Here is a 16,575-nt window from a genome sequence, read left to right on the forward strand (position 1 = left end):
GGCGGTGCAGGGCGAGAGCTTCTCGTGGTTCCGGACCGAGACGCGCCTCACGGATTCCGACTTCAACTGGACGGCCGAGTTCGACGTGGGCGGCAAACACTGGGAGGTCATCGCCAACGTGGACCGCATCCCCGGCAGCCGGCCTCGGAGTGGACCGCTGGCCGACCTGCTCCGCTCCGCGCTGCATGCTCTGCACGAGGTCGTGAGTGCGGACACCACGGTACGGCATCGCCCCGTCCTAACGGCGTCCGTGCGCTTGGAGCCCGAACCAGGCGGGTTCCACGTGGTGCTCCGCGACGCTGACGTCGTCGCCGCGCTCCGGCGAGAGCGGCCCGCCACCGCGCGGTTCCGCTTCCGCCCCTGCGTGACGGATCCGGCGGATCCCTCGGCGCGTTGCGTGGACGAGCAGATCACCCTGAGCTATCCCTAGCTCGATGACCGGCGGCACAGGCGCGTCGGCACACCGCCTCACAGGCGCGCATGCGCACGGGCGCAAGGCTGCCGCGCTGCGCACGCTGCTTCTGTGCGCCTGCTGCGCCGGTGCGCCTGTGCCCGCTCTGGCCCAATGCCCCGACGGCACCCCGCCCCCGTGCGCGGGTGCGCGAGCCCGCGCGACGACGCGCGTTCCACCCCCGCCCGCCGAGCGCGGTCGCCGCTTTCTCATCCTGCCCTTCCGGAACCTCTCCCGCTCGCCCGAGCACGAGTGGCTCATCGAGGGCTCCACCACCATGCTGGGCGACGCGCTGGCGCGCTGGCGCGAGATCACCGTGGTGCGCGACGACCAGCTCTACCCGTCCCTGCGCCGGGGCGGCTTGGTGCCCGGCACCGTGATGGATCCGGCGCGGGTGCGGCGAGTCGCGGAGGAGACCGGCGGCTGGACCGCGGTGACGGGCGACGTGATCGCGACTGGAGGTCGGGTGCGCGTCAGCGCGCGCGCCTACGACGTGGTCACCAGCCGCGAGCTGGTGCGCGCCGCCGAAGACGTGCCCGCCGGCGGCGACGTGCGGCCCGCCTTCGAGCGCATCGGCACCGCCCTGCTGCGGACCGCCGGGCTCGGCACGGCCAGCGTGGACTTGGGCGCCACCACGACGCGCTCGCTCGACGCCTACCGGGCCTACCTCCGCGGCGTCGGGTTCGCCTCGCGCGCCCAGTACCGCCGCGCGCGCGAGGCGCTGCTCGAAGCGGTGCGGCTCGACAGCACGTTCGCCAAGCCCTACGTGACGCTGGCCCTGGCGTCCCTGTTCATCAACCCGCTCGGCGCCCTCTTGGAGCCGCAGAGCGCGGCCCAGCGCTATGCCGCGCGCGCCGTGCAGCTCGGCGCGCAACTGCCGCCCGCCGACCGGGAGGTGGCGGTGGCCTTGAGCGGGTTGCTCGAAGGACGGTTCTCGGCGGCGCGGCGCACGCTCGAGCGGCTCGTGGCGGCCGACTCGAATGACATCAATGCGCTGGGCATCCTGTCGCTGCTCGAGTGGTTCGATCCCATCCTGGTTCCCGTGGGAGCCGGCGAGCGGCCGCGTGGCTCACTCAACCGCACCAACCGTTTCGCGCAGCGCGTGCTCGAGTTGGACCCGGGGGGCCACGGGGCATTCATCCCGCTGGTCGCCGCGCACCTGCTGGCCGCGGGCGACTTGCCGGGCTTCGTGGTCGGCGTGCGCCGCGAGGCCGGCTCGTTCCAAGCGACGTTCTTTCAGGGGACCCCGCGTCTGTTCATCCCGATCCTGCGTGACAGCTTCGAGCTGGTGCCCGCCGAGTCGCTCGGCGCATGGCCGGCCAAGACGCTCTCGGCGGCGCGGCGGCGGGCATTGGACGCGGCGCGCGCCTGGGCGGACCGCTGGCTGACGGTCGGCCCCGCCGAGGGGGAGGCCCACGCCACCGCCGCCCGGGTGTTCGAGCGGCAGGGCGATCTCGAGCGCGCCTTGCGCGAGCTCGCGATCGCGGACTCGCTGGGCGTCGAGGCGGGTCTGACGATCGTGGGTGCCCGGCGGCTGGCACTGCTCGGCAAGCTGGGTCGTTATGCGGCGGCGCATCTCGTCGCGGACGGCTTGTGGACGGGCGGGCTCTTTTCCGGGCTCTTTCCCTTGCCGACCGACCAGACCGAGGCGCTGGCGTGGACGTTCAATCTGTTCCTGATGCGGGGTGAGTTCGGGCGCGCCGACTCGGCGGTCGGCGTCATGGCGGCAGCGCTCCAAGGGCTCGGCATTCTCCCCGATTCGGCGTTCGCCGCCGCCACGGCAATCCCCCTCGTCGCGGGATCGCCGGTGCGGCCCATCTGGCAGCTCGAGCTCCCGGCGGCCTTCCGCGCCGACGTGATGGACAGCGTGTGGGCGCGGCGCGAGCGGGTGCCGGCCCAGACTCGCGTGGGGCGCGCCCTGCCGACGCTCCAGCGGCTCGCGAGCGCCGCGGGGGTCGCGGACAGCGCGCTCGCCGGGCGGGTTCGCGCCGCGCCGTGGTATCAGGGGCCGAGGTGAGCTGCCGCGTGCCGCCCCGGGCTGAGGCCCGGGCTAGGCAAAGGCGAGTCCTGAAGGACGGGCCTTCAGGGCCTGCCTTACGCCGCACCCGCTCGGCGCTGGTTTCACGCCACGGCTTGCGCATATGATATCATGATGTAATGATGACGCCATGAGTGCCAAAGTCAGAACGCAGGTTCAGCTGGAGCGCCGCCAGTACGAACATCTGAAACGTCTCGCCTACGAGCGCCATAAATCGCTCTCGGCGGTGCTGCGCGACCTTCTGGACGAGGCTCTTGGGGCCGGGCGTCAGAAGCCGGCGCTGGTGAGGGAAGTTCGCCTCGCCCTGGTCGGCACCGGCAAGGACGTCGACGGCCGGCGCGACGTGGCGCGTGAGCATGACGACTACGCCTACGGGCGCCGACAGCCGTGAGCGTGTTCGTGGACACGTCGGCCTGGCTCGCCCTCGCGTCGGCGGGAGACCAGGACCACGCGGCCGCCCGGAAGGCCTACGCGGAGCTGGTCGCCAGAGATGAGCGGTTCATTACGACGTCCTATGTGCTCGCCGAGACGATGGGGCTCATTCAGCACCGGCTGGGCTGGAAGCCGCTGGAGCTGTTCGCGGCTGTAGCCCAGACCTGCGACGTGGCGTGGATGGACGGCGCGCGTCATCGCGCGGCGGAGGATCTCCTGTTCCAGCGCCGGAAACGGCGGGTCAACATCGTGGACGCCGGCAGCTTCACCGTCATGCGGGAGCTGGGCCTCGAGACCGCCTTCGCGTTCGACGCCGACTTCGCGCGCGAGGGCTTCAAGGTGGTGCCGGCATGAAGCGAGCGCGCGTTCCGACAGAGTCCGCGCCTGAAGCCGGTGCTCGGTGCGGCGCCAAAGCGGCTGTAGCTGCGGCTCCGCCTCTGCGGCTGAAGGCGCGTACCGGGGCGTCGCTTCAGCGACAGTCCTTTCGCCGAGTCGCAACATCAATCTCGTGGCGCGCGCTGTTCCTGTGCGTCTGCGCGTCTGGCGCGTCTGCGCGTCTGGCTTTCTCCCAGTGTCCCGACGGCACGCCGCCGCCCTGTGCGGGCGCGCGGCCCGCCGCCCCGTCGCAGGCCAGCATCGCGGTGCTGCCGTTCGCCAACCTCTCACGCGATTCCGCCGACGTCTATCTGGCCGAGGGCCTCACCGAGGAGTTGATCTCGCGCCTGGGTGCCGTCGCTCGCTTGCGCGTCCCGGGCCGGAGCGTGGTGGTGCGCGCGCAGGCGGCGGTCGCGGATCCGCAGGCGCTCGCGCGCCGGCTCGGCGTCAGGTATCTCGTCGAGGGCAGTGTCCGTCGCGGCGGGAACCGGCTCCGGGTCTCGGTGCGTTTGCTACGCGCCGCGGACGGTGTGCGGGTCTGGGGCGAGGACTACAACCGCGGACAGGAAGACCTCCTCGATGTCCAGGAGACCATCGCACGCGAGGTCGCCACGAATGTGGCCGGCCAGCTCCTGCCCGGTGAGCGCAGCGTCCTGGTGGCACGGCCGACGCGCGACCCCGCGGCGTGGGACCACTTCCTGCGCGGCAACCACGCCCTCGGCACCCGCAGCGCGGGCTCGCTCGCGGCCGCGATCCGCGAGTACCACCGGGCGCTTGCGCTGGACTCGACCTTCACCGCCGCGCAGGCACGCATCGCCTACGCCTACGTGCTGGCAGGCCTGTACGGCCTCGAGGGCATCCCGGCCGACAGCGCGGCGGTGCGCGCCGAACGCGCCGCACAGCGCGCGCTGCTGCTCGACCAGAACTCGTCCGACGCCTGGCTGGCGTGGGGCTGGCTCCGCGCCGGCACCAACACCGCCAGCGGCATGCGTGAGGCGCGCTCGGCCCTCGAGCGCGCCGTCCGCCTCGACCCCCGCAACGCCGAGGCGCACCATCAGCTGGGACAGGTCCTGACGTTCCTCGGTCAGGACTCCGCCGCCGTCGCCACGTACGAGCGGGCCCTGGCCATCGATCCGCTACGCGCGCAGACGCTCTACGAGTTGTCCCTCGTACTCTCCTTCTCGCACCGGTGGGTCGTCACCCTCCGCCTGGCCGACTCGGCCGTGGCCGAGAACCCGCTGCTGTGGCGCGCCCGCGTCGGGCGCGCCCGCGCCCGGCTCGCGACCGGCGACGCGCGCGGCGCTCTCGAGGACGCCCGGCGCGCCCACGAGCTGGGCAGCGGCATCGCCGTCTACGACGCGCTGACGGTACTGGTCGCCGCCGCCGCTGCCCTCGGTGACACCGCGAGCGCGCGCGGCTACCAAGCCGCGTTCGAGGCTGCCCCGTCCGCCGATTTCGCGCGCGGGATGCTCGCCACTGGCCCGGCTATCGGCAGGATCGCGCTCGGCGACCGTGAGGGCGCGATCGCGATGCTCCAGACGATCCCGCCGTCGGTCATCTACTCCTGGATCCTGCGCTACCCGGAATTCGACCCGATCCGCGCCGATCCCCGCTTCCAGCGCATCGAGGCCGCCGCGCGCGCCGCGCCGTGACCCTCACTGCCTGGCTCCTCTTCGCCGTCGCCGCTCTCCTGGCCGGCGGTCTGGCCCTGTGGACCACCCGCGCCACCGGGGCCGTGGTGCGCGCCCGCTTCCGCCGCTGGGCCCGCCACACCGTCCGCGACTTCCAGGCCCGCATCGCCCGCTTCAAGCTGGTCTCCCGCCGCGCCATCCACGACGAGTTGATCCTCGACCCCGTCGTCACCGCCGCGATGCGCGAGCACATGAAAGAGAAGAAGATCAGCGAGCTCGACGTGCGGGTCCGCGTCGAGCACTACATCGACGAGATACTCCCCTTCTTCAACGTCCTCTCCTACTACAAGCTCGGCTACAACCTCGCCAAGCTGACGCTCAACCTGCTCTACAAGGTGACCATCGAGTACCAGGACGACGAGGCGCTGAACCGCATCCCAAGAAAAGACGTCGTCGTCTACCTGATGAACCACCGCTCCAACGCCGACTACGTCGTCGTCGCCTACGTGCTGGCCCGGGGCGTCGCGGTGAGCTACGCGGTGGGCGAGTGGGCGCGCGTCTGGCCGCTCGAGACAGTCTTCAAGTCGTTCGGCTCCTACTTCATCCGCCGCCGCTACAAGGAGCCGCTCTACCACGCCGTGCTCCAGCGTTACATCCAGCTCATCACCCGCCACGGCGTCACCCAGGGGATCTTCCTGGAGGGCGGCCTCTCGCGCGACGGGAAGTTCCGGCCCGCCAAGATCGGTCTCCTCGACTACATCGTGGGGACCGTGCGCGACGAGGGATTCGACCGCGACATCTGGTTCGTGCCGGTCGCCATCAACTACGACCGTACGCTGGAGGATCGGTCACTCATCCGCGAGTGCCTCGACGAGTCACTCCGCGAGCCGCGCCGCAAGCAGCTCTTCGCCGTGACCAACTACCTCTTCTTCAACACCGTGCGCTTCCTCACCGGACGGCTGAAGCGCTACGGGCGCGCCGCGGTCAACTTCGGCACACCGCTCTCCCTCAAGAACTGGCTCGCGAGGCAGGACGGCGACGTGCTCGGACTGGTCAGGGCGGAGCGGCTGCCGCACGTGCAGCGGCTCGCCGACGAGGTGCTGGAGCGCATCAAGGGCGTGATCCCCGTGACGCCGGTGGCGCTCGCCTCCGCTGCGCTGCTCTCCTTCGAGCGCGACACGGTCCCGCTCACCGACGTGCTCGAGCGGATGCAGGACTACCGCGACCACCTCCTCGAGACGAACTCCAAGGTGGTACGCGCCGACCGCGAGATCGCCGAGACGTGGGAACGGGCGAGGCTGATGTTCCGCATGCGGCGAACCGTGCTCGTCGAAGGCGCCACCGTGGTCGTCATGCCCCGACAGCGGCCGCTCCTCGAGTACTACGCCAACTCGATCCGCCACTTCTTGCCGGCCCACCCACGGTCGGAAGGATTGATGACTCCCGCATTCGACACCGGTGAGATCGAGGTAGCGTACAAGCTGAAGCCCCCTCCTGCGCCTCCGGCGCGCGCCGGCTAGGCTTCCGCCATGACCGCCGGCGACCTCCCCCGCTCCACCGCCGATTTCGAGGACCGGTCCGACGCGCTGGCCGAGTTCGTGCGCGCGGCCGGACGGGCGCCGCGCCTCCTCCCCGCCGACGACGACAGCGCGGGTTGCCCGCTCTTCCACGCCCTCGCGGCGCTCCAATGGACCGGCGAGACCGGACTCGTGCAGCCCTCCGACCGGCTCCACGCCGTCTGGTTCGCCGGGGAGACCTCCGCCACTGTGATCGAGCGCGAGGTCGGGCCAGAAACGGTCTACCGCTACTTCGGGCCGAAGGTCGAAACGCCGCAACACGCTCCGGTGGACGGCAAGCAGGTGGTGGACGAGCCGTTCGTGAGGGGGTACGAATTCACCGAGCGGTGGAACGCGATGGCGCACTTCCAGGTCACGACCCAGGGGGCCGGCGCCCTGGTGTCCTTCCTGTCGCCGCGGGCGCCGGAAATCGAGCACGTACGCCGCTGGCTGCTAGAGCTGTTCCAGGGCCCCGTCCCCGAAGGCGCGGATCATCTGCACGCCGCCTGGTTCAGCGCCGTCGGAGCGGGGTTCCTCTTCCCGCCCGCCGCGTTCGCCAGCGACCGCAAGCGCGGGTGGACGTACGTGGAGCTCGGAGGAGGGGAGCGGGGAGCGGGGAGCGGTACCGATTGATGCGCAAGGAGGCGCACGGACTCCGCGACGAAGATCCAAAGGTACCGCTCCCTGTTCCCCTCCCAAGAACACGACGGCCCGGCTGAGTTTCCCCAGTCGGGCCGTCGCCGGAGCAGTTACCCGGAGCCGAAGGATTGCTCCTTCGTTTTTCTCCCACGAGCCACCGGTTGTCTTGTCAGGTTCCCGGTAGGGCTGGCAGAAGCTCCGGCTTCCATCCCCACACAACATGGCCATGCCACGCGGTTCACTGCGCCGAGCGCTTCGGGTCGTGCCGGATCGCGGACCGGCCTCCCGCACTGCACCCCGCTGCGCCACGGCGGGGTGGACGAGGCGCGCGATTGGCCTCGCCTACCCGGGTCGGTGGGTACTCCTGGGATCGACGGACGCCTGAGCCCTTTGTTGCTTCGGCATCCTCCCCCAAGCTACCGCTCGGGCCCATCAGCAGGCGTTGATCGAGCAGAGCCCAATCCCTTCCCCGCTGACGACGCGCCAAATATAGAATCGTCGAAGGGGCACGCAAGTGCCGGATTTGCTTCGGGTTACGCGGCTTCGTGTGGGCAACGATGTGGACTCCAAACCCCATGACTCGAATGAGTTCGACCAGCTTTCCCCACGGTGTCGAAATGTGGACTGGGAAACCTTGTGGACGATATCGCTTGCCGGCCCTCTACACTGTCGCTACGGTTCGGCGCCCTTACACTCACTCATCTACGGACGACCACCGATGAAGAGTCTTTTCTTGAGCCTGGCGATCCTGGCGACGCTCGCTTCAGCCGCGCGCGGCCAGCGCGCGGCGCCTCCCGAAGCGCGCGTCACCGCCGCGCTCCGTGCCCACGACATCAGCTCGCGGCTGCACTTCCTCGCCGACGACCTGCTGGAGGGACGCGGCACCGGCGCGCGGGGCGGGGAGATCGCCGCGCAGTACATCGCCGCGCAGTTCATGGGCATGGGAATCGAGCCGGCGGGAGACAGCGGCACGTACTTCCATCACGTCCCTATCATCACTCTGGTCCCCGCGCCCGCCTTCGAGGTGACGGGCGGTGCCCCCGCTCGGACCCTGCGCTACGCCGACGAGTACGTCGCGTGGGCGGAGCGCTCCGAGCGCCTGGTGAGCGCGAGCGGCGAGCTGGTATTCGTCGGCTTCGGCATCACCGCGCCCGAGTGGCAGTGGGACGACTACAAGGGCATGGACGTGCGGGGGAAGATCCTCGTCATGCTGGTCAACGATCCCGGACTCCGCGACCCGTCGATCTTCCGCGGGCGCATTCTAACGTACTACGGCCGCTGGACCTACAAGCTCGAGGAAGCCGCGCGGCGGGGCGCCGCCGGAGTGCTGCTCGTCCACAATGACACGATGGCCACCTACGGGTGGAGCACCGTGCGCAACTCGTGGACGGGGGATCAGGTCCGGCTCGACCGGCCTCCGACGTCGCTCTCGTTCGCGGGATGGATCACTCAGGGCGCCCTGGCCGATCTGATGCGCGCGAAGGGACTCGAGCTCGGGCAGCTGATGAATTCCGCTGCCCGGCGAGACTTCCGACCGGTCGCCACCGGCATCGAGCTGCGCGGTACCGTCCGCTCTGCGATGCGGCGCACCACCACCGCGAACGTTGTCGGGCGGCTGGCCGGGAGCGACCCTGCGCTCCGCGACGAAGTCGTAATGATCAGCTCGCACTATGACCACATCGGCGTCGCGCAACAGCCGGTGAACGGCGACTCGATCCTGAACGGCGCCTTGGACAACGCCTCGGGAGTGGCCACGATCCTCGCGGTGGCCGACGCGTTCGTCCGCACCGGTGTGAGACCGCGCCGCTCGCTCCTCTTCGTGGCCGTTGCCGCGGAGGAGAAGGGCCTCCTCGGTTCGCAGGCGCTCGCCGAGCGGCCACCGGTCCCGCTCGCCCTGGTCGCCGCGGTGCTCAACTTCGACGTAGCGAACCTGTTCGGCGCTACCCGCGACATCGCGGTCCTGGGCGGCGACCAGTCCAGCCTCGGTCCCGTCTTCGATCGCGCCGCGCGCGGCGAGCGACTACGCGTCAAGGTCGATCAGGGCTCGCTCCTCCGGGGGTCGTTCTTCCGGTCCGACCACTTCCCACTGGCACGCGCCGGCGTGCCCGCGCTCTCGTGGGAGCACGGCAACGAGTACGTGGGGAAGCCGGCAGGATGGGGCGAGGAGGCGTGGGAGACCTTCAACCGCGACCGCTACCACCAGGTGACCGACGAGATCCTGCCCTGGTACACGATGGAAGGGGCCTTGCAGCAGGCGCGAGTGCTGGTGCGCGTCGCATTGGCGGTCGGCAACGCCACGGCGCAGCCGGTCTGGAATCCCTCATCGGAGTTTCGCGCGGCCGGAGAACGGCGGGCGGGACCTCCAACGCCCTTCTTGCTTCGACACTCTACCGCGGCGCCGCGCCGGCATACGGCGGGTTCCGCGGCAACCCTGGCGGCACGGTGAGCCGGCGAGCCGCCGGCAGCGCCGCGTTGAGCGCGATCACGAAAGTGCGGTCCTTCTCGTGCACGTTCCGGATCTGGGCGTACCACTCCCGGTAGAACGAGCGGGCCGAAGATTCGTACTGCTGCTGCCACGGCTGCCACCGCGTGGGGGCGGCTATCATGCTGGCGACGTTGTCGCATTCGGCCGTGGCCTGAAGATCCGAGAGTGCCGTGTCGAGCCCGGCCGCGGCGCGCTGGAGGGCGAGATCGGCGCTCAGGCTGTCCCTGACCGCGCTCACGGCTTCGGCATACGTCGTGAGGTCCCAGTGCAGGTCGCGGCAACGCCGCCAGCGATCGCGCTCGCGCTGCGACAACGACGCGGTATCCGCCGCACCGCCCAGCGGTTGTCCCGAGGTGTTCCGGAACACTCCCACCAGCGTGATGATCGTCGAGTCGAGCATCTGGGCCGCCCGCCGCGCGTACTCGAGCCGTGCCGGCATGGCGCCACCGGTGAACGGCGCCATCGCCAGCCCTGCCGTGAAGCCGCTAGAAGCGGCGGGCTGCGCGGCGTCCGGCGCAGAGGCTGGTGGTTCCGCACGCGGCGCCGGCTGCGCGGCCTGCGGAGTTACCAGACTGGGACGCCCGGCGGCGGCAGTTGGGGTAGGCGCCGGCGCGGCGGGTTGGGCCGCGGCCCCTGGCTGGCCCACTAGTGTCGGCGTGGGGCGACGGCCCTTCAGTCCTGCGGACGGGGTGACGGTGTCGCGTTGAGCAGGGGTCGCGGCGGCGCCGCTCAGCGGGCATCCGTTCGCATCCACCCGGCTGCCACGCGGCGTGTTAGGACAACGGTCCTGAAGGTTCGGCACTCCGTCGCCGTCGAGATCGCCGAGGTTCTGTTGAGCGTTGAGCGACGACGCGAGAGCAGCGGCGACCAACGCCGAGACCACGAGCACTTTTAGTCGGTTCACGGAACCACCCCGAAGAACGGCGTATGGCTAGAAATAACGCCGTGGGGCTTCATTTGCCAGTTGATGTCTCCCTCGCAACGGGTGATCACGGTCACCCAGGCGCTCATTCCAAATCCCCTCCCGGGGACGCCGGGACCGGCCGAAAGGAGCGTCCCAGACCGCAACAAAGGGATCCGCGTTGCGGTGATTTGGTACCCAACTTTTTTTCGGACCTCGCCATATTGTCCTCGACGCGCGGTGGGCCTGCCCGGCGGATGCAACCCGCGAATGGGCCACCGCCCGAATGCGCAGACGATACCCACCGCGCGTCAGCCCACCGTCAGGGTGGTTGGGAATGCGGGGCAGCAACCCGCGAAGTGCGCACGCGGCAAAGACATGCGAATAGGGGCCTTGCGCCTGCTGGAGTCTTGCGCCGCCCGCGGGGACGGCCATACCATTAGCCGTCCCTCGACCACTTTGGCGGCCCGATCGCCCCAATCAATAGCTTCCTGACCGGCCTCCGCGGCCACCACGTTGGCACAGCGGCCGCCGTTCTCCTCACCCTCCTGGCCGCGGCCGCCTGCCGACGCACCGGGGACCCACTGCTGATAGGGATCGCGGGGCCGTTCTCCGAGCCTCGGGGTCGCTCCATGCTTCTCGCCGCGCAGCTCGCGGTCCGCGAGATCAACGCCGCCGGAGGAGTCGGCGGACGCCAGCTCCAGCTCGAGGTCGAAGACGACTCGGCGCAGACGACGCGCGCCATCGCCATCGCGGTCCGACTGCGCGACAACCCGGACGTCATCGCGGTCGTCGGCCATCTCACGTCCGGCACGACGATCGCGGCGGCGGACATCTACAACTCGGGATCGAACCCGGTCGTCGAGATCTCCCCGTCGGCGTCCAACCCCGACCTCACCGGCATCGGCCGCTACACGTTCCGCGTCTGCGCGACCGACCTGGCACACGGGGTAGAGCTCGCGCGCTTCGCATACCAGAAGCTCGGGGCGCGGAACGCCGCCGTTCTCTACCTCAACGACGACTACGGGCGCGGCATACTCGGTACTTTCTCGGACGAGTTCCGGCGTCTGGGCGGCGCCATCGACGAGCGTGACCCGTACCTCGGCTCCACCAGCGACTTCGGCCCGTACCTGGAGCGCATCCAGCGCGCCGGCCGCGCTCAGGTGCTGATGGTCGCGGGAGACCGCGCGAGCGCGGCGGTCGTTCTCAGGCAGGCGCGGCAGCGCGGCATCACCCTGCCAGTGATGGGAGGCGACGCGCTGTCCGGGATCCAGAGCGAGGGCGCGGTCGCCGAGGGCGTGTATCTGACGTCTAACTACCTGCCTGACCGCCCGGGGGGGGGCGAGCTGAACGCCGCGTTCCTGCGCGCTTACGCCGCGGCCAACAACGGCGAGGTGCCCGACCACCGTGGCGCCGGAGCTTACGACGCGATCCATCTCATCGAGCGGGCGATCAGGAACGGCGGAACGTCGCGCGCGGCCGTCAGGGATGCGCTCGCGGCCATCGACGAGGGGCACCCGTTCGAGGGCGTGACGGGCCGCATCGGGTTCGACGACCGCGGAGACGTGCCCCACAAGGGCGTGGTCGTGGGCGTGGTGCGCGAGGGCCGCATCGTTCCGGCGGACAACCCATGAAGCTTCCGACCTGGGATGGCTTCCGGACGATTCGAGTGCGCCTCATCGCGGGCCTCGGGCTGCTCGTGGCCGGTGGAGTGGTCGCCGCGCTCTTCGGCATCGGCGCGCTTCGCCTGATGACTAATGACACCATCGCCCGCCTCGACGCCCTGCGCGAATCGGCGGACATCAACGCTTCCCTCCAGAGCGGCGTCCTGAGCGAGATCACCGCCGCCGAACGCTACCTGGCAGCGCCGAGTCCTGAGCTGCGGGCGCGCTTCGACAGCGTCGGGCTGGCAACGCACGCGCTCCGCCGGCGCTATCACCGCCTGGCCCAGCTCACCACCGCTGACCTAGTCCTGATCAACAGCATCGGGAAGCTCCAGTCCGCGCTGGAAGTGAGCTACGCGATGACGCAGGCCCTGGCCGACCTGGGCCGCGGCGACGAAGCACGGGCGATGGCGGGCAATGCGCGCGCAGCCGCGAATCTCATCGCCCAAGGCATCGAGAACCTCTCCCTGCGCGAAAGGCAGCGCTCCTCGCTGGCCGCAGGCGAGCTGGGGCGCACCGCATCTCAGCGCCAAGGCTTCCTGGTGGTGCTCCTCGTGGCCACCGCAGCGATCGGTGTCTCACTCGCGGTGCTGACCCTCAGGGCCGTGCAGGCGCCGCTGGGCAAGCTGGTGCGCGCCGCCGAACGCCTCGGGCAGGGCGACCTCCGCTCCGTGGACCCGGGCCGGATGGCCACGGAGTTCGCCCTCCTCGCCAACGCGTTCACGAACATGGCGGAGCGGCTGCACGGGATCGTGGCCGAAGTGGTGCAGGAGTCGGAGCGGATCGCGTCCTCGGCGGGCGACCTGTCGGCGATCTCGGAAGAGCTCGCGGCATCGTCCGGCGAGATCTCCACCTCGATGGTCGAGATCGCGAGCGGGGCGGAGCAGCAGTCGGCCAGGCTCAAACAATCCGGCCAGACTGCCGCGGAGCTGCGCGCCGCGGCCGGCGAGAACGCGGCCGCCGCCGAACGCGTGGCATCCCTCGGCGCGGAGATCCGCATCGTCGCCGGCAAACACAAGCAGGACGTCCAGGGCGCGCTGGGCGCGCTACTCGGCGTGCGCTCCGTGGTGCGCGCGTCCGCGTCCGAGGTGGCCGAGTTGGCGCGCTCCAGCGAGGCGATCGACGAGTTCGTCGCGCTGGTCAAGCGCATCGCCAGCCAGACCAACCTGCTCGCGCTCAACGCGGCCATCGAAGCCGCGCGCGCGGGCGAGCACGGCCGCGGCTTCGCCGTCGTCGCCGAGGAAGTGCGCAAGCTCGCCGACGAGAGTGCGGCGGCGGCGGAGCAGGTCACCGAGACGCTGCAGTTCATCCGCAAGCAGGTGGAACAGGTGACGCGGACGATGGAAGAGGGTGTCGAGAAGGTTCAGGGCGTCGAAACGGTGTCGCAGGCCGCGGCGCGGGGGCTCGAGGAGATCGTCGCCTCCGTAGCCGGCGTGGAGGATGCGGCCCGGGCCGTGGCCCGGACCGCGGCGACCAACCGGCGCGCCGCCGAGGAGATCCAGTCAGTGTCGGCCTCGGTGTCCGCGCAGGCTGCCAAGCACGCCACGGCCGCCGAGTCAGTGACGGCGGCAGCCGAGGAACAGAGCGCTTCTACGGAGGAGATGGCGGTCGCGGCGTCAGAGATGCTGGCCGCCGCGGAGCGCCTGAGAAAGGTCGTATCGGGCTTCCGCGTCTAACTACTTCTTCTTCTTCGCCGCGCCCTTCGCCTTCGCTTTGGCCTTGGGGCGCGGTTTCGCTTTCGGCTTGTGATGCGGCTTGGTCTTCTTCGCCGCGGGCTTCGCCTTGTGCCCGGGCTTCGCCTGGTGCCCGGGCTTCGCTTTGTGCCCGAGCTTGGCCGCCGGCTGGGGCGCGGGGGCGGGCTTGGGCGCGGCGGCAGCCACGGGCGCAGGCGCGGCCGCGGGAGCGGGAGCGGGAGCGGGCTTGGGCGCGGCCGAGTGTGGCCTGCGCCCGAACGGGTGGCGCGGGGCCGCGGCCGGATGCACCGCCGGCGGCGGAGCCGCCTTGGGGGCCGGCTTCTCAGGCAGGGTCGGGTGGACCGCCTCGATCTCGGCTGCCACGCGGTCGCCCTCGTCGCTGCGGATCAGTCCGCGGCGAACGGCGTACCGGATCAATTCGTGGGCGTACTTGGGGTCGAAGGGAGCCAGTCCGGCTCCGGCGCGGGAGAGGTTAACGATCGCGTCGGCCACCGGGCTTCGAAGTACGGTGGCAATGCCGGGGACTGCTTCGAGTATGGAGGAGATGGCCCCGCTGCTGAGCTCGGTCGTCACGGCTATCTCCATGCCCGGCATCGAGTTACGCAACGAAGGGCCGCCGGAAACGGCACCTTTCGTGGAAGATGGCGGGAATCGAGCGGCAACCTAGCAGGGACCGACGGGTTCGTCAAGCAGTTGGCGCCACAGTCCCTACCCACGGAAAAGGTGTCAAACAAAAGCCCGGCAACGAGTTAACGCCACCGGGCCACAACCATCCTGGATTCGTCCTCAGGGCCGATCTGGTACTCTAGCCGGACGAGGCGCCCTCGGCTCGCGACCCCTCTGCCAGGCGTTCGGGAAGGGACGCGGACCCCGCGCGGCTCGGCGGGCGGCGTCGCGACATTCTGGGGACGCCTCAGCGCCGCATGCTGGCGGGCGGCCATGGCTCAAGCTGATGAGTCGGCCGGCGGGGGCGGGGACGTGACGGAAGCATGTCTGGTGGCGTAGGCGCGGCCGTGGCATCGGGCGGGAACAGCGAGACTGGCTACGTCGCGCTGAGGCCTGCGCAGGTGTTAGTGACGGTCAGTGGGCTTTGCGGCCGGGACGGGCATCAGCGCCCGCGCAGCTATAGTCCCAACCGGCGGAGCGGGAATGATGCCGGGGTCGCTCTGGTACGTCATTGTATTGATCGCCGCGATCGTAGACCCGTTCAGCTCCAATACCGTCCACAGGGTTCCAGGCTGATTCGGCACGAAGAACTGTTGCAGTCTAGTGCCGCCGACGTACAGATCGACTCGAGCGCCTGATAGGGCGAGCGCCGTGCTGGAAGTCGACGCGCTATTCGAGTAATCGTGGACGGAATAACGGTACACGCCACTGAGCTGCTGGGCTATGGTGATCGTTTCTGGCCCGAACGACGAGGTCTGATCTACATCCAGTGACGCATAAGGTGAGAGTGTCAGACTTCCCCTATCGGCGTAGTACACGTGGAAGCGCGTACCGCTTTCCGTGGGTCCTGTAAGGTGTGCATCGAGGTCGGACGGCGTGCTGCCCCAAGTCAGGACGATTCGCACCTGGCCCGTCGCTATCGGCGACATGATCACGTCCTGTCCGGTGATCTCGCCGTTGCCTACCACTGTACCGGTTCGTACGCCATCCGTGTAACCCGTTGCCGTCGTGCGAACCGTGTAGGTGCCCGCGGCGATTGATGTGAAGCGATAGCCACCGGTTGAGCTGGTAGTGGTTGTAGCCGTGGGTGTACCGGTCGTCGCGTTTATCCCAGCGCGGAGCTCGACCGTTGCCCCGTTTATCGGCTGGTTATTGGTCGCATCGCGCACCACACCCGAGATTGCTCCTGGGACCGAACTCGATTGGACGAGCGGGATGTTCTCAAGCGTCACAGTCTGGTTGGCCTGGACCTGGGCTCCCAGGACAGTGGCACTGACGTAGCCAGTCGCGCTGGCGACGACATCGTAGGTCCCGACCTCGAGGCTCGGGGAGGTGTAGGCGCCGGTGGACATAGTCGACGTCGACGCCACGACCGTAGTCCCCTGGAGGAATCCCACGGTCGCGTTCTGCAACCCCGCTCCGCTGACTCCGTCAATGACCAACCCGCCGAGGAACCCCAAGTTCCCGGAATAGGTGAAGCAGCCGGCGCAGGTGGCGCTGCCGCTGGCGCTCGCGTAGACGGTGACGTCCCTGGCGCCGCCGGTGCTGCTGGCCGGGGTGGTGCCGGTGAGCTGGATGCTGCTGACCCGGCTGACACCAGTCAGCTTCGCGCCGTCGACCTGGACGCTGTCGACGGTGCTCGGGAAGTTGGTGCCGGTGACGGTGACGAACGTGCCGCCGGACAGCGGGCCGTTGCTCGGGCTGACCTGGCTGATGGTCATCGCGGCGTTGTATGTGAAACAGCCCGTGCAGGTGCCGCTGCCGCGGCTGGAGGAGCTCACCACCACGTCCTGGGGCCCGCTGCTCCCGCCGGCCGGCGTCTGCCCGGTGAGCTGCGTGCTGCTCACCACGCTCAGGCCCTGCAGCGCCCCACCTCCGACCGTCACGCCCGTGACGTTCACAAAGTTGGTGCCCGTGATCGTCACACTGGTCCCGCCCGCCAGCGGCCCGTTGGCCGGGCTCACGCTGCTCACCAACGGCGGCGGCGCCGCCGACACGGTGAACAGCGCCGTGTCGCGAATGCTGTTCCGCGCGACGCTCCCG

At 69.9% G+C, this 16,575-nt stretch carries 13 protein-coding genes; 10 read left to right on the forward strand and 3 right to left on the reverse strand.

Annotation, left to right across the window (positions count from 1 at the left end):
• From Q8Q85_09235 to Q8Q85_09270, 8 genes are all read left to right on the forward strand, one after another.
• Positions 1–430, forward strand: a 430-nt coding sequence (locus Q8Q85_09235; protein ID MDP3774436.1) for a hypothetical protein, incomplete at its 5' end; no start/stop codon positions are given.
• Between the two features lie 118 nt (positions 431–548).
• A complete protein-coding gene (locus Q8Q85_09240; GenBank protein ID MDP3774437.1) occupies positions 549–2,468 on the forward strand; it encodes a hypothetical protein in 1,920 nt (639 codons plus the stop codon).
• A 151-nt stretch (positions 2,469–2,619) separates the two neighbouring features.
• Positions 2,620–2,880 carry a hypothetical protein gene (locus Q8Q85_09245; GenBank protein ID MDP3774438.1) on the forward strand — a complete coding sequence of 87 codons (261 nt, stop codon included), beginning with the start codon at positions 2,620–2,622 and terminating at the stop codon, positions 2,878–2,880.
• Positions 2,877–3,275: a PIN domain-containing protein gene (locus Q8Q85_09250; GenBank protein MDP3774439.1), complete on the forward strand. Its 399-nt coding sequence runs from the start codon at positions 2,877–2,879 to the stop codon at positions 3,273–3,275. Before Q8Q85_09245 ends, Q8Q85_09250 begins: the two co-directional genes overlap by 4 nt.
• A gap of 287 nt (positions 3,276–3,562) precedes the next feature.
• Positions 3,563–4,948: a hypothetical protein gene (locus tag Q8Q85_09255; GenBank protein ID MDP3774440.1), complete on the forward strand. Its 1,386-nt coding sequence runs from the start codon at positions 3,563–3,565 to the stop codon at positions 4,946–4,948.
• On the forward strand, positions 4,945–6,447 hold the full coding sequence (locus Q8Q85_09260) for a 1-acyl-sn-glycerol-3-phosphate acyltransferase (protein ID MDP3774441.1): 1,503 nt from the start codon (positions 4,945–4,947) through the stop codon (positions 6,445–6,447). The genes Q8Q85_09255 and Q8Q85_09260 overlap by 4 nt, the downstream gene beginning before the upstream one ends.
• A 9-nt stretch (positions 6,448–6,456) precedes the next feature.
• Positions 6,457–7,116, forward strand: coding sequence for a hypothetical protein (locus Q8Q85_09265; protein ID MDP3774442.1), 660 nt, complete (start codon positions 6,457–6,459; stop codon positions 7,114–7,116).
• Positions 7,117–7,840: 724 nt separating this feature from the next.
• The gene (locus tag Q8Q85_09270; protein MDP3774443.1) at positions 7,841–9,568 is read left to right on the forward strand and encodes a M20/M25/M40 family metallo-hydrolase; all 1,728 of its coding nucleotides are present in this window, start codon (positions 7,841–7,843) and stop codon (positions 9,566–9,568) included.
• On the opposite strand, the gene Q8Q85_09275 is transcribed toward Q8Q85_09270, so the two are convergent.
• The gene (locus Q8Q85_09275; GenBank protein MDP3774444.1) at positions 9,510–10,046 is read right to left on the reverse strand and encodes a hypothetical protein; all 537 of its coding nucleotides are present in this window, start codon (positions 10,044–10,046) and stop codon (positions 9,510–9,512) included. The two genes, Q8Q85_09270 and Q8Q85_09275, sit on opposite strands and share 59 nt — an antisense overlap.
• Before the next feature lie 1,058 nt (positions 10,047–11,104).
• On the opposite strand from Q8Q85_09275, the gene Q8Q85_09280 reads away from it, so the two are divergent.
• Both Q8Q85_09280 and Q8Q85_09285 read left to right on the forward strand, forming a co-directional pair.
• Positions 11,105–12,142, forward strand: coding sequence for an ABC transporter substrate-binding protein (locus tag Q8Q85_09280; protein MDP3774445.1), 1,038 nt, complete (start codon positions 11,105–11,107; stop codon positions 12,140–12,142).
• Positions 12,139–13,848 carry a methyl-accepting chemotaxis protein gene (locus tag Q8Q85_09285; protein ID MDP3774446.1) on the forward strand — a complete coding sequence of 570 codons (1,710 nt, stop codon included), beginning with the start codon at positions 12,139–12,141 and terminating at the stop codon, positions 13,846–13,848. The genes Q8Q85_09280 and Q8Q85_09285 overlap by 4 nt, the downstream gene beginning before the upstream one ends.
• Here the strand turns inward: Q8Q85_09285 and Q8Q85_09290 are convergent, their stop codons facing one another.
• On the reverse strand, positions 13,849–14,439 hold the full coding sequence (locus Q8Q85_09290; protein ID MDP3774447.1) for a hypothetical protein: 591 nt from the start codon (positions 14,437–14,439) through the stop codon (positions 13,849–13,851).
• A gap of 497 nt (positions 14,440–14,936) precedes the next feature.
• The gene (locus Q8Q85_09295; GenBank protein MDP3774448.1) at positions 14,937–16,505 is read right to left on the reverse strand and encodes a carboxypeptidase regulatory-like domain-containing protein; all 1,569 of its coding nucleotides are present in this window, start codon (positions 16,503–16,505) and stop codon (positions 14,937–14,939) included.
• Positions 16,506–16,575: the final 70 nt, after the last annotated feature.

The sequence above is a fragment of the Gemmatimonadales bacterium genome (assembly GCA_030697825.1).
Classification (GTDB): domain Bacteria; phylum Gemmatimonadota; class Gemmatimonadetes; order Gemmatimonadales; family JACORV01; genus JACORV01.

Bases quoted from the DNA above. Each gene is read 5' to 3' on its own strand.
- Q8Q85_09245 (MDP3774438.1), top strand. From the start codon at position 2,620: ATGAGTGCCAAAGTCAGAACGCAGGTTCAGCTGGAGCGCCGCCAGTAC.
- Q8Q85_09265 (MDP3774442.1), top strand. From the start codon at position 6,457: ATGACCGCCGGCGACCTCCCCCGCTCCACCGCCGATTTCGAGGACCGG.
- Q8Q85_09270 (MDP3774443.1), top strand. From the start codon at position 7,841: ATGAAGAGTCTTTTCTTGAGCCTGGCGATCCTGGCGACGCTCGCTTCA.
- Q8Q85_09275 (MDP3774444.1), bottom strand. From the start codon at position 10,046: ATGCCGGCACGGCTCGAGTACGCGCGGCGGGCGGCCCAGATGCTCGAC.
- Q8Q85_09285 (MDP3774446.1), top strand. From the start codon at position 12,139: ATGAAGCTTCCGACCTGGGATGGCTTCCGGACGATTCGAGTGCGCCTC.